The organism is Kitasatospora sp. NPDC015121 (assembly GCF_055562955.1).
On record NZ_JBVHEH010000014.1, the window covers coordinates 1 to 12367 of the forward strand.

The 12367-nt window shown below is 73.3% G+C and carries 11 protein-coding genes; 9 read left to right on the top strand and 2 right to left on the bottom strand.

What is annotated here, in order from left to right:
- Positions 1 to 285: 285 nt before the first annotated feature.
- From ACZ3J7_RS21555 to ACZ3J7_RS21570, 4 genes are all read left to right on the top strand, one after another.
- Positions 286 to 2175, top strand: coding sequence for a serine/threonine-protein kinase (locus tag ACZ3J7_RS21555; protein ID WP_465623459.1), 1890 nt, complete (start codon positions 286 to 288; stop codon positions 2173 to 2175).
- Between the two features lie 61 nt (positions 2176 to 2236).
- Positions 2237 to 2416: a DUF6104 family protein gene (locus ACZ3J7_RS21560; RefSeq protein WP_014138038.1), complete on the top strand. Its 180-nt coding sequence runs from the start codon at positions 2237 to 2239 to the stop codon at positions 2414 to 2416.
- 226 nt (positions 2417 to 2642) lie between these two features.
- A complete protein-coding gene (locus ACZ3J7_RS21565) occupies positions 2643 to 3536 on the top strand; it encodes a DUF4097 family beta strand repeat-containing protein (RefSeq protein ID WP_465623462.1) in 894 nt (297 codons plus the stop codon).
- A complete protein-coding gene (locus ACZ3J7_RS21570) occupies positions 3536 to 4522 on the top strand; it encodes a PadR family transcriptional regulator (protein WP_465623465.1) in 987 nt (328 codons plus the stop codon). Before ACZ3J7_RS21565 ends, ACZ3J7_RS21570 begins: the two co-directional genes overlap by 1 nt.
- A gap of 64 nt (positions 4523 to 4586) precedes the next feature.
- On the opposite strand, the gene ACZ3J7_RS21575 is transcribed toward ACZ3J7_RS21570, so the two are convergent.
- On the bottom strand, positions 4587 to 5549 hold the full coding sequence (locus tag ACZ3J7_RS21575; protein ID WP_465623467.1) for a zinc-binding dehydrogenase: 963 nt from the start codon (positions 5547 to 5549) through the stop codon (positions 4587 to 4589).
- A 187-nt stretch (positions 5550 to 5736) separates the two neighbouring features.
- Positions 5737 to 6930, bottom strand: coding sequence for an NAD(P)-dependent malic enzyme (locus ACZ3J7_RS21580; protein WP_465623470.1), 1194 nt, complete (start codon positions 6928 to 6930; stop codon positions 5737 to 5739).
- A 563-nt stretch (positions 6931 to 7493) separates the two neighbouring features.
- On the opposite strand from ACZ3J7_RS21580, the gene ACZ3J7_RS21585 reads away from it, so the two are divergent.
- The 5 genes from ACZ3J7_RS21585 to ACZ3J7_RS21605 all read left to right on the top strand — a co-directional run bounded on the left by ACZ3J7_RS21585 (position 7494) and on the right by ACZ3J7_RS21605 (position 12299).
- Positions 7494 to 8447 (top strand): ABC transporter substrate-binding protein, encoded by a 954-nt coding sequence (locus ACZ3J7_RS21585; protein ID WP_465623473.1) that lies wholly within the window; start codon positions 7494 to 7496, stop codon positions 8445 to 8447.
- 272 nt (positions 8448 to 8719) lie between these two features.
- On the top strand, positions 8720 to 9673 hold the full coding sequence (locus ACZ3J7_RS21590; RefSeq protein ID WP_465623475.1) for an ABC transporter substrate-binding protein: 954 nt from the start codon (positions 8720 to 8722) through the stop codon (positions 9671 to 9673).
- Between the two features lie 35 nt (positions 9674 to 9708).
- Positions 9709 to 10758, top strand: coding sequence for an amino acid ABC transporter permease (locus ACZ3J7_RS21595; protein ID WP_465623477.1), 1050 nt, complete (start codon positions 9709 to 9711; stop codon positions 10756 to 10758).
- A 38-nt stretch (positions 10759 to 10796) separates the two neighbouring features.
- Positions 10797 to 11549: an amino acid ABC transporter ATP-binding protein gene (locus ACZ3J7_RS21600; protein WP_465624095.1), complete on the top strand. Its 753-nt coding sequence runs from the start codon at positions 10797 to 10799 to the stop codon at positions 11547 to 11549.
- A 159-nt stretch (positions 11550 to 11708) separates the two neighbouring features.
- Positions 11709 to 12299, top strand: a complete 591-nt coding sequence (locus ACZ3J7_RS21605) for a CGNR zinc finger domain-containing protein (RefSeq protein ID WP_465623480.1) — start codon at positions 11709 to 11711, stop codon at positions 12297 to 12299.
- Positions 12300 to 12367 lie beyond the last annotated feature (68 nt).

The window sequence follows — 12367 nt, forward strand, 5'->3', positions numbered from 1 at the left end:
CCTCCTCCGCGCCCGCCGTCGGCTCCGCCAAGCGCCACACCGCCGAACAGCGCGCCCTGGTCGACGAGGTCTTCTCCCTCTGACCCCACCCCCGCGCCCGGCACCACCCCGCCCCGCCCCCACACCCCGGGAGGCGGGGCGGCACCGTTCCCGGACCGTGACGCTTCGGGGGACGCCCGTGGGCTGCAGGGGATCTGACGGGTCGATAGGTTATGGTTCGCCGTTTCCGGTGCCGCGCGCCGGACGGCCGTCTTTCGACACGTGCATCCAAGGGGGACCCTCAGCATGGCCGCCGACACTCCGCAGCACTCCGCACCGCTTCCGCCGGTCTTCCAGCCCCTGCTGCCGGACGACCCCCGGGAGGTCGGCGGCTACCGGCTGTTCGCCCGCCTCGGCGCGGGCGGCATGGGCCGGGTCTACCTGTCGTACACGCCGGGCGGGCGTCCGGTGGCGCTGAAGGTGGTGCGTCCGGAGTTCGCCGAGGACGGGGAGTTCCGCCGCCGGTTCGCCCAGGAGGTGAGCAGCGCGCAGCGGATCCACGGGCTGTACACGGCGCAGGTGATCGACTCCGGCGGCCTGGAGTCGGGCGCGCCGTGGCTGGTCACCTCGTACGTGCCGGGGCCGTCGCTGCAGCAGGTGGTGCGCGAGCACGGGGCGCTGCCGGTGCGGACGGTGCTGCTGCTGGTGGGCGGCATCGCGGAGGCGCTGCAGGCGATCCACAGCGTGCAGGTGGTGCACCGGGACCTCAAGCCGGCCAACGTGCTGGTGGCCTCGGACGGGCCGCGGGTGATCGACTTCGGGATCGCCCGGGCGGCCGACGCGACGGCGCTGACCGGCACCGGCTACCGGATCGGCTCGCCCGCGTTCATGTCGCCGGAGCAGGCCCAGGGCCGGCCGGTCACCCCGGCCACCGACGTGTTCGCGCTGGGCGCGCTGGCCGCGTACGTGGCGGGCGGGGCGCCGCCGTTCGGCGACGGGCCGGACACCGCGGTGCTGTACCGGGTGGTGCACGAGGAGCCGGACCTGAGCACGGTGCCGGCGCCGCTGCGCGAGCTGGTCGCGCGCTGCCTGGCGAAGGACCCGGCCGAGCGGCCGACGCCCGCCGAGATCATCCAGGCGGCCCGGGAGCACCCGGTGGTCGGCGGGCAGCTGCGGTTCGGCGAGGACTGGCTGCCGGGGCAGGTGAACACCGAGATCACCCGGCGCTCCGACCTGCCGCGGACCCCGCCGACCCCGCTGCCGGCGGCGCCCCCGGCCGCGTTCCCGGCCATGCCGCCGACCATGCCGTCCGCGCCGCCGTCGGCTCCCCCGGTCGCGCTGCCGAGCGCGCCGCCGGTGCACCAGCCGTCCGGCGCGTTCGGGCCGCCCGTCCCGGCCTCGGAGGCGGTCACCGGCCCGGCCGCCGACCCGACGCTGCGGCTGACCGAGCGGCACACGCCGCCGCCCGCCCCCGCCGTCCCGCTGGCCGCCGAGCCCGCTCCGGCCCCCGCGAAGGCGGGGAGGGCGGAGCGGCGCGGCGGGGTGTCCTGGAGGACCCTGCTGGTGGTCGCGCTGGTGACGCTGCTGGCGGGCACCGCGGGCGGGCTGGTGCTGATGAAGAAGCTGAGCGGGGACGACAAGGAGAAGGACGCGGGCGGCCAAACGGTGGCGCAGAGCCCGGTGTCCTCGCCGAACGCGGCGGGCGTCGGCGGCGGCAGCCAGGACCAGGTGACGCCCCCGCCGTCGAGCACCCCGTCGGGCACCTCGTCGAAGCCCGCGGGCTCCGCCTCACCCTCCGCCCGCAAGAGCGGGGCCGCCGCCGGGTTCAGCCCGGTGTACACCGACCGCGAGCTGTCGGTGCCCAGCAGCGACTACGGCTTCGACCTGCTCAACGGCAAGGTGGTGCCGGCCTCCTCCAACAACGACGTCTTCCTGCGGCCCAACTACGACGCGCTGCGGGTGGCGGACGGCTACGACCGCTACCTCAGCAAGTCGGACTCGCTGACCCCGCAGGAGTGCTCGGAGGCGATCGACAAGAACCCGAGCGCCGACTTCCCGTACGCCGACCTCCCGCCCGGCCGGATGATCTGCGTGCGCAACCGGCAGACCTGGAGCGTGGCGATCATGAAGATCGGCAACGTCACCAACGACGGCGCGGTGTCGCTCTCGCTCAGCTACTACCGGTACAACGGCTGACCCGGGCCGCACTATCCTGGGCTCGACGGACCGAGAACCCGCACCCCCGGAGCGAACCACCGTGTACTTCACCGACCGCGGCATCGAGGAGCTGGAGAGCCGGCGTGGCCAGGAGGAGGTCACCTTCGAGTGGCTGGCCGAGCGCCTGCGGGAGTTCGTGGACCTGAACCCGGACTTCGAGGTGCCGGTGGAGCGGCTGGCGACCTGGCTGGCCCGGCTGGACGACGAGGACGACGAGTGACCGGCTGACGAGGCGTCAGCGGCGCGGCCCGGAAGGCGAGTTCGCCTTCCGGGCCGTTCGCGTTCCCGGGCCCCTCGGGGTTCCCCCGGTCCCGACCCGGAGCGGCCCCTCGGGGTGCGGTCCGGGTCGGGATCGGGGTCGGGGCTCCTTGACTTCCGCGCCACGCGATATATCGTGAAGAGCAGAAGACGCGATACATCGCGTATGGGAGGACGGGGAGCCGGAAATGACCCAGTGGACGGTAGACAGCAGCGAGCGGATCGCCTTCGACGAGGCCGTGCACACCCTGCACGTGCGCGTGGTCGACGGCGCGGTGAACGTGGTCCCGACCGAGGGGCCGGCCCGGCTGGAGGTGTCCCGACTGGAGGGCGAGCCGCTCCAGGTCACCCTGGTCGACGGCGTCCTCACGGTGACCTACAAGGACCTCAGCTGGAGCGAGTTCGGCGAGGCCGTGAAGTCCGTGCAGACGGTCAAGTCCTTCTTCTCCGGCCTGCGCCGCAAGCGCAGCGTCGACCTGACGGTGGCGGTGCCCGCCGCCACCGTGGTCCGGGTCGGCACCGTCTCGGCGGACGCCACCGTCTCCGGCATCGCCGGTGAGGTCGGGGTGCACGGCGCCAGCGGCGCCACCACGCTGGCCGGCCTGAGCGGCCAGGTGAGCGCCAACACCGTCTCGGGCGACGTCGACGCCGAGGGCCTGTCCGGCGAGCTAAAGGTCAACACGGTGTCCGGCGCGGTCACCCTGGTGGCCGGTTCGGCGACGAGGATCCGGGCCCACTCGGTCTCCGGCGCCGTCACCCTGGACCTGGACGCCGCCACCCCCACCGACATCGCCGTCAACAGCGTCTCCGGTGCGGTCGGCGTCCGGCTGCCCGCCCTGGCCGACGCCAAGGTAGAGGCCGGCACCACCAGCGGCACGCTCTCCAGCGCGTTCGCCGAGCTCAGCGTCGGCGGCGGCTGGGGCTCCAAGAAGCTCTCCGGCCAGCTCGGCACCGGCCGCGGCCGCCTCTCGGTGACCACCGTCACCGGCGCGGTCACCGTCCAGCGCCGCCCCGACCCCGAGGAGGAGCCGCAGCCCAAGGAGCTGTCCGCGACTCCGCTCGACCTGACCAAGGAGTCCTGATGACACCGGTGTTCGGCCACGGACGGCTCCGCCTCTACCTGCTGAAGCTGCTCGACGGGAGCCCCCGGCACGGCTACGAGGTGATCCGCCTGCTGGAGGAGCGCTTCCACGGCCTATACGCGCCCTCCGCGGGCACCGTCTACCCCCGGCTCGCCAAGCTGGAGGCGGAGGGCCTGGTCAGCCACGCCACCGAGGGCGGCCGCAAGGTCTACCGGCTGACCGACGCCGGTCGCGACGAACTCGCCTCCCGCTCGGCCGAGTTGACCGACCTGGAGGCGGAGATCCACGACTCGGTCGGCCAGCTGGCCGGCGCCATCCGGCAGGACGTCCGGGACAACGCCAAGGACCTGCGGGCCGAGCTGTGGAACCAGGCCGTCCCCGAGGCGTCCGGCGGCGGGTCGCCCTGGCGGGACCAGGAGTCCTGGCAGCGGGCCAAGGAGGAGTTCGCCCGGCTGAAGGCGGAGACCAAGGAGCAGGCCCGGCGCGCCAAGGAGCAGGAGAAGGCCGCCCGGCAGCAGGCCAGGGCCGCCGAGGCGGAGGCCAGGAAGCTGCGCGAGCAGTCCAAGGCGGCCCGCACCGCCGCCCAGCAGGAGGCGCTGCGGCTCAAGCGCCGGGTGGAGGAGCAGGTCCGGGCCGCGCACGCCGCGGGCGGCGACTGGTCGGCCGGGCTGGCCGAGGGCCTGGCCGAACTCACCCGCGGCCTGGGCTCGTTGGCGGACGCGGCGCGCTGGGGCACGACCGAGGAGCCGTCCGTCCGGATCGACCTCGACAAGGACGCCGCCGCGCCGGAGGAGTCCCCCGTCGAGCTGCCCGACTGGGCCCGCACCGACCCGGCCGGCGACCCGGCCCGCGAGTTGGAGCGCCTGCTCGACCGCTTCCGCGACCACGTCCGGGACACCGCCCGCGACCGGGGCGTGGACGCCGCCCGGCTGGCCCGCGCCCAGCGGGCGCTGGCGGCCGCCGCCGGCGCGCTGTTCCCGCGCTGACCCGGAAACGGCGGAGCGCCCCCCAGGACGGGTCGGGGGCGCTCCGCCGCTTCCGGCGCGGGCCTCAGGGGGTGAGCACCAGCTTGCCGAACACGTCCCCGCGCTCCAGCCGGGCGAACGCCTCCCGGGCCCCGGCCAGCGGCAGCACCGAGTCGATCACCGGCCGCACCCCGGCGTTGGCGCACAGCGCCAGCAGCCCGGCCAGCTCCTCCTTGGAGCCCATGGTCGAGCCGACCACCTTGAGCTCCAGGAAGAAGATCCGGTTCAGCTCGGCGGCCTTCGGGTTCGGCCCGCTGGTCGCCCCCGAGATCACCAGGGTGCCGCCCGGGCGCAGCGACTTCACCGAGTGCGACCAGGTCGCGGCGCCGACCGTCTCCAGCACCGCGTCCACCCGCTCGGGCAGCCGGGCCCCGCTCTCGTACGCGGCGTCGGCGCCGAGCTCGACCGCGCGGGCCCGCTTCGCCTCGTCCCGGCCGGTGACCCAGACCCGCAGCCCGGCGGCCTTCGCCAGCACCACCAGCGCGGTCGACACCCCGCCGCCGGCGCCCTGCACCAGCACGGTGTCGCCGGGCTTGACGCCGGCGTTGGTGAACAGCATCCGGTAGGCGGTCAGCCAGGCGGTGGGCAGGCAGGCGGCCTGCTCGAAGCTGAGCTCCGCCGGCTTGGGCAGCAGGTTCCAGGTCGGTACGGCGACCCGCTGGGCGAAGGTGCCCTGGTAGCGCTCGGTCAGGATGGAGCGCGGCTCGTGCGGGCCGACGCCGTGGCCGCTCTGGCCGACCACCGAGTGGATCACCACCTCGTTGCCGTCCTCGTCCACGCCGGCGGCGTCGCAGCCGAGCACCATCGGCAGCCGCTCGGCGGGCAGGCCGACCCCGCGCAGCGACCACAGGTCGTGGTGGTTGAGCGTGGCGGCCTTCACCGTGACCACGCTCCAGCCGGGCCGGGCCTCCGGTTCGGGCAGCTCGCCCAGTTCCAGTGCGCTCAGCGGGTCGTCGGGACTGATGCGGGCGGCGTAGGCAGCGAACATGCCCGGACCCTAACCGGGCACCCGCCCGCCTGGTAACCGCGACTCACTGTGAACGTCCCCATATTGCTTTCCGGGCGCGGACGTTGGCGCCGCCGCCGCAGCACTGCCGACGGGCCCGGGAACGGCGCGGGTCCGCCCCGGACGGCGGTGCTGCCGTCCGGGCGGACCCCACGACCGTGCGCGCGGGTCAGGCCCGCGCGACGCCCTCCGCCCGGGCGGCCTCGGCGACCGCGCGGGTGACCGCGGGGGCGACCCGCTCGTCGAAGGGCGACGGGATGACCTTCTGCGGGGTCAGCTCGTCGGCGACCACGCCGGCCAGCGCCTTCGCCGCGGCGAGCTTCATCCCCTCGGTGATCCGGCCGGCCCGGACCGACAGCGCGCCGGCGAAGATGCCCGGGAAGGCCAGCACGTTGTTGATCTGGTTCGGGAAGTCGGAGCGTCCGGTGGCGACCACCGCCGCGTAGCGGTGGGCGACCTCGGGGTGGATCTCCGGGGTGGGGTTGGCCATCGCGAAGACGAAGCAGCCGGGCGCCATGGTGGCGACGACCTCCTCCGGGACGGTGCCGCCGGAGACGCCGATGAACACGTCCGCGCCCTTCAGCGCCTCGGCCAGGCCGCCCTGCAGGCCGGCCCGGTTGGTGAGCGCCGCGATCTCCGCCTTGGCGTCGGTGAGGTCCGCGCGGCCCTGGTGGACCACGCCCCGGCGGTCGCAGACCGCGACGTCGCCGATGCCGGCGGCGAGCAGCATCTTGGCGATCGCGATGCCGGCCGCGCCCGCGCCGGAGATGACCGCGCGCAGGTCGCCGACCTGGCGGCCCGTCACCTTGGCGGCGTTCCACAGGGCGGCGGTGGTGACGATCGCGGTGCCGTGCTGGTCGTCGTGGAAGACCGGGATGTCCAGCCGCTCCTGGAGCCGCTTCTCGATCTCGAAGCAGCGGGGGGCGGAGATGTCCTCCAGGTTGACGCCGCCGAAGGACGGGGCGAGCCGGACCACGGTCTCGACGATCTCGTCGACCCCGGTGCAGGCGAGCGCGATCGGCACCGCGTCGACGCCGCCGAACTGCTTGAACAGGATGGCCTTGCCCTCCATCACGGGCAGCGAGGCCTCCGGGCCGATGTCGCCGAGGCCGAGCACCGCGGTGCCGTCGGTGACCACGGCGACCGTGTTGGACTTCCAGGTGTAGTCGTCGACCAGTTCGGGTCGTTCGGCGATGGCGGTGCAGACCCGGGCCACGCCCGGGGTGTAGGCGAGCGACAGGTCGTCCGCGTCGCGCACCGGGACGGTCGCCCGGATCTCCATCTTGCCGCCGCGGTGCAGCGCGAAGACGGCGTCGACCGGATCGTCGGTGCTCTGGGTGTCGGTGATGATCTCCGCTGCCACAATGACCTCTTCGTCATGTATCGGCGAAGGCGCGCGTCCGACGGACTTCGACCCTGGCGCGGCAATGCGCGAGTACGGGCACGCCGCCTGCGGCGTACCCGTGTCCGGGTCGGGGCGCTGCCGTCGGGCGGCGCCCTCGGGTGAGGGTTTTAGGTGTTCTGCGCTTGTTCGTCCGGACGTCGGCACCGCACCTGTGCCGGGTCCTTCTTGTCCGCGTGACCCCTGAGGAGCGAGGGGTCCGCAGGGCACTCGCAGGAGTGAACGCAGACACGGAGGGGAAACCGGCGCCTCCGATACGGAGCCGGTGAGGGCTTCCGTTCGTCCGCGCCCCCGGCCCTGTGGCGAACCGGCGGTCTGAGTTCTGCGTCGGGGGTCACCCGATACCAGATTCTGACACACCCGCTACCCGATCCATCAGGGTGGGATGGCAGTATCCGGTGTTCGACCACCGTTGTCCGGACGTTCCCGCGCACGTCGGGCCCCGTCCTGCCCCGTCGCACCAGGTCGCGCACACCAGCGCGCGGCGGCGGGGGCCCGCTCCCTCTCCCACAGGAGGACCCAAGATGTCGACGGCCACTCCCCCCGCCAGATCCCGCACCCCGCACCGGGCCGGCGCGCTGACCGCCGCCGCGGTGACCGGCTCGCTGCTGCTGACGGGGTGCGCCTCCACCTCCTCGTCGTCGGGCGGCGGCGGCGCCGCCGGTCCGGCGTCCGACCTGCACGCCCTGCTGCCCGCCCCGGTGCGTTCGGCGGGCGTGCTGCGGGTCGGCGCGGACCTGACGTACGCGCCGATCGGCTTCAAGGCGGAGGGCGGCGCCCCGGACGGCCTGGACGTGGACCTGGCCAACGCGCTCGGCGGCGTGCTGGGCGTCCGGGTGCAGTTCAGCGACGTGCCGTTCGACCGGCTGCGGCTGGGGCTGCAGGCCCACGAGTACGACCTGGTGATGTCCGGGATGACCGACAACCCGCAGCGCCGGGACGGCACCGACGACGAGGCCCGCAAGGTCAACGACGGCCTGGACTTCGTCGACTACTTCGTCACCGGCACCTCGATCGTGGTGGCCAAGGGCAACCCGCAGAAGATCGCCAAGCTGGACGACCTGTGCGGGCGGACCGTCGCCCTGCAGCGCGACACCGTCCAGGCGGTGCTGGTGGAGCGCCAGGTCGGGGCCTGCCAGAAGGCCGGCAAGAAGCTGACCGTGACCGAGACCGAGACCGACGACCAGGCGCTGGCGCTGGTCGCCCAGGGCCGGGCGGCGGCGGACCTGAACGACACCCCGGTGGCGCAGCACGCGGTGAAGAACGGGCGGGCCGGCGCCCAGTTCCAGGTGGCCGGCCCGGAGTTGCAGGTCGCGCCGTACGGGATCGCGTTCGCCAAGGAGGACGCCGCGCTGCGGGACGTGGTGGCGAAGGCGCTGGACCAGCTGATCCGCGGCGGGGAGTACGACAAGGTGCTGGCCAAGTGGGGGCTGAGCAGCGGCGCGGTGCAGAGCGCGGTGGTGAACGGGAGCTTCTGACGGGTCGTCGGACCAAGGGGCGGTCACCCGGTGCATGAGTATGCATCGGGTGACATGATCGGGGAAAAGTTCCGCATAGCGGACACACGGCAGTCCTGTTATCCGATTTTGATCTGCCGCGGGCTCCGATTTCCCACCCACAGTGGCAGGATTCCCCACACATCGGAACCACCTGTCACCTCGGCGGAGGGTGGCGAGCACCGACCCCGCTGTACCGCACCGCCCCGCCCGCGGCGCGGCACCCCGTCCGATCCCACGGAGGAGATCCCCCCATGCCCGCTCCCCGCACTCCGCGCGCCCCGCGCACCTCCCGGTCGCTCGCCGCGGCCGCCGCCCTGGCCGCCGGCACGCTGCTGCTCACCGCCTGCGGCAGCTCGGCCACCTCGACCACCACCACCTCGGGCGCGGCCCCGATCCCCACCCAGGCGATCCCCGCCGTCCAGGCCGACCCGGCACTGGCCGGCCTCGTCCCGGCCGAGCTGAAGTCCACCGGCAAGCTGGTGATCGGCTCCGACACCTCGTACGCGCCCAACGAGTTCAAGGACGAGAAGGGCAAGATCGTCGGTATGGACGTCGACCTCGGCGTGGCCATCGCCCAGAAGCTGGGCCTGACCGCCGAGTTCCAGAGCGCCGGCTTCACCGACATCATCCCGGGCGTCCAGTCGAACAAGTACCAGCTCGGCATGAGCTCCTTCACCGCGACCAAGGAGCGCCAGGAGCAGGTCGACATGGTCACCTACTTCTCGGCCGGCACCTCCGCAGCCGTGAAGAAGGGCAACCCGGACAAGATCGTGCTGGACGACCTGTGCGGCAAGAAGGTCGCCGTCCAGGACGGCACCACCCAGGCCGACGAGATCAAGGACACCCGCAACCCGGACTGCGCCAAGGCCGGCAAGCCCGCCATCCCGAACGACGGCGACCGCTTCGCGCTGCAGACCGACGTCGCCCAGGCCCTGGTCTCCGGCCGCGAGCAGGTCATGCTGGCCGACTCCCCGGTCGTCGACTACGCCCTCAAGCAGACCGGCGGCCAGCTGGAGAAGCTCGGCGAGACCTACGGCTCCGCCCCCTACGGCGTGATCCTGGCCAAGGGCTCGCCGCTCAGCCCGGCCGTCCAGGGCGCGATCAAGTCGCTGATCGCGGACGGCACCTACAAGACCGTCCTCGACAAGTGGGGCGTGGCCGCCGGCGCGGTCACCACCTCCGAGATCAACGCCGCCCAGAGCTGACGCCCCGTCACCCGAACCCCTGACGAGGTAACCACGTGAAGACGACCGACCAGGGACCGGCGGGCCGGGGACGACCCGAGGCCATCAAGGCCGTTCCCGTCCGCCACCCCGGCCGCTGGGCCTCCGTGGCGGTCATCGCGGTGCTCGCCGCGATGCTGCTGCACGTCCTGTTCACCAACCAGGCGCTGGACTGGGCCTTCATCGGCGCCGTGCTGCGCGACCCCACCGTCATCCACGGCATCTGGTCCACCCTGGAACTGACCGTGCTGGCCATGCTGATGGGCGTGGTCGGCGGGGTGCTGCTCGCCGTGATGCGGCTCTCCCGCAACCCGGTGCTCTCCGGCACCGCCTGGCTCTACATCTGGATCTTCCGCGGCACCCCGGTGCTGGTGCAGCTGGTGCTCTGGAACAACATCGGCGTGCTGTGGAAGCAGATCTCGCTCGGCGTCCCGTTCGGCCCGGCCTTCTGGTCCCAGGACTCCAACACCCTGGTGCCGGTGTTCACCGCCGCCCTGCTCGGCCTCGGCCTCAACGAGGCCGCCTACATGGCGGAGATCGTCCGGGCCGGCATCCAGTCGGTGGACGAGGGCCAGGCCGAGGCCGCGCACGCGCTCGGCATGAGCCGGGCCACCGCGCTGCGCCGGATCGTGCTGCCGCAGGCGATGCGGGTGATCATCCCGCCGACCGGCAACGAGACCATCTCGATGCTGAAGACCACCTCGCTGGTGCAGGTGATCGCCCTGGTGGAGCTGTTCACCGCCGGGCACGACATCGCCACCCGCACCTACAAGCCGATCCCCGCGATGATCGCGGTGTCGATCTACTACCTGCTGCTGACCTCGATCCTCACCGTCGGCCAGTACTACCTGGAACGCCACTTCGCCCGCGGCGCCAACCGGACGCTGCCGCCCACCCCGCTGCAGCGGGCCCGCGCGCTCCTCACCCGCCGCGCCCCCGCCGCCAAGCCCGCCGCCTCCCCCTCCCCGGGGACCGGCGGCGCGGCGGGCGGCGGCGTACCGGGCGACGGTACGCCGGGTGGCGGCGCACCGGGTGGCGGCGCATCGGACGGAGGGAAGGACGCATGACCGACCTGACCAAGCCGCAGGCGGCCCCCGACCACCCGATGGTCCGGGCCGAGGGCGTGCACAAGTCCTACGGGCAGGTGGAGGTGCTCAAGGGCATCGACCTGGAGGTGCGGCAGAGCGAGGTGTTCTGCCTGGTCGGCCCGTCCGGCTCCGGCAAGTCCACCTTCCTGCGCTGCATCAACCACCTGGAGAAGATCAACGCCGGCCGGCTGTACGTCGACGGCGAACTGGTCGGCTACCGGCAGAAGGGCGACCGGCTCTACGAGCTGAAGGACCGCGAGGTCGCCCTCAAGCGCCAGGACATCGGCATGGTGTTCCAGCGCTTCAACCTGTTCCCGCACATGACCGCGCTGGAGAACATCGTCGAGGCCCCGCTGCGGGTCAAGAAGGAGGGCCGGGCCGAGGCCCGGGAGCGGGCGATGGCCCTGCTGGAGCGGGTCGGCCTGGCCGACAAGGCCGGCAACTACCCCTCCCAGCTCTCCGGCGGCCAGCAGCAGCGCGTCGCGATCGCCCGGGCACTGGCCATGCGGCCCAAGCTGATGCTGTTCGACGAGCCCACCTCGGCGCTCGACCCCGAACTCGTCGGCGAGGTGCTCGACGTGATGCGCGGCCTCGCCGAGGACGGCATGACGATGATCGTGGTCACCCACGAGATGGGCTTCGCCCGCGAGGTCGGCGACGCGCTGGTCTTCATGGACGGCGGCGTGGTCGTCGAGTCCGGCCACCCGCGCGAGGTGCTGGGCGACCCGAAGCACGAACGCACCCGCGCGTTCCTCTCCAAGGTGCTCTGACCCCGCCCGCTCGCACACCTGCCGCACGCCCGCCGTGCACCCGGTACGCCCCCGGTGCCCGCCCTGCGCCCCCGCGCACGGCGGGCACCGGCGCGTCCGCCCGCACCTGTAATACCCTGGAGTCATTCGACCCGTTACACCCCGGCCGGAAGGACTCCCGTGGAGCTCGCCTCGTACGCCGACTTCGCCGTCCGGCTGGTCAACAGCGAGGAGCCCGACCGCGGCACCGACGACCTCACCTCGGTGGAGGCCGTCCGCGCCCTGTTCGGCGGCCCCTCCCGGGCCGCCGCGCTCGCCGACGAGGCCGACCTGCCCCGGCTGCGCGCCGTCCGCACCCGGCTGCGCGGCGTCTTCGAGGCCGCCGCCGGGGGCGAGGACGTCCGGGCCGTCGACCTGCTCAACAGCCTGATGGTGGAGTACCCCGTCAGCCCGCTGGTCTCCGGCCACGACGACCTGGACGACACCGGCCGCCCCAACTGGCACCTGCACCTCGCCGACAACGCCCCCACCGCGGCCGCCAACTACGCCGCCGTCGCCTGCATGGGCCTGGCCATCCACCTCACCGGCCTCGGCGTCGACCGCCTCGGCATCTGCCAGGCCGCCCCCTGCCGCAACGCCTACCTCGACACCTCCACCAACCGCTCCCGCCGCTACTGCTCCGACCGCTGCGCCACCCGCGCCAACGTCGCCGCGTACCGGGCCCGCAAGCGCCAGGAGGCCCAACGCGCGCTGGCGGTCCAGGAACTGTGACACGACATCGGTGACGCGACATGAGGTGCCAGGTCATCGATGACGCAACATCGATGTCGGGTCACCAG

What these genes read in the sequence shown, in the direction of transcription:
- ACZ3J7_RS21555 (WP_465623459.1), top strand. Translation starts at nt 286, where the DNA reads ATGGCCGCCGACACTCCGCAGCACTCCGCACCGCTTCCGCCGGTCTTC.
- ACZ3J7_RS21565 (WP_465623462.1), top strand. Translation starts at nt 2,643, where the DNA reads ATGACCCAGTGGACGGTAGACAGCAGCGAGCGGATCGCCTTCGACGAG.
- ACZ3J7_RS21570 (WP_465623465.1), top strand. Translation starts at nt 3,536, where the DNA reads ATGACACCGGTGTTCGGCCACGGACGGCTCCGCCTCTACCTGCTGAAG.
- ACZ3J7_RS21575 (WP_465623467.1), bottom strand. Translation starts at nt 5,549, where the DNA reads ATGTTCGCTGCCTACGCCGCCCGCATCAGTCCCGACGACCCGCTGAGC.
- ACZ3J7_RS21585 (WP_465623473.1), top strand. Translation starts at nt 7,494, where the DNA reads ATGTCGACGGCCACTCCCCCCGCCAGATCCCGCACCCCGCACCGGGCC.
- ACZ3J7_RS21590 (WP_465623475.1), top strand. Translation starts at nt 8,720, where the DNA reads ATGCCCGCTCCCCGCACTCCGCGCGCCCCGCGCACCTCCCGGTCGCTC.
- ACZ3J7_RS21600 (WP_465624095.1), top strand. Translation starts at nt 10,797, where the DNA reads ATGGTCCGGGCCGAGGGCGTGCACAAGTCCTACGGGCAGGTGGAGGTG.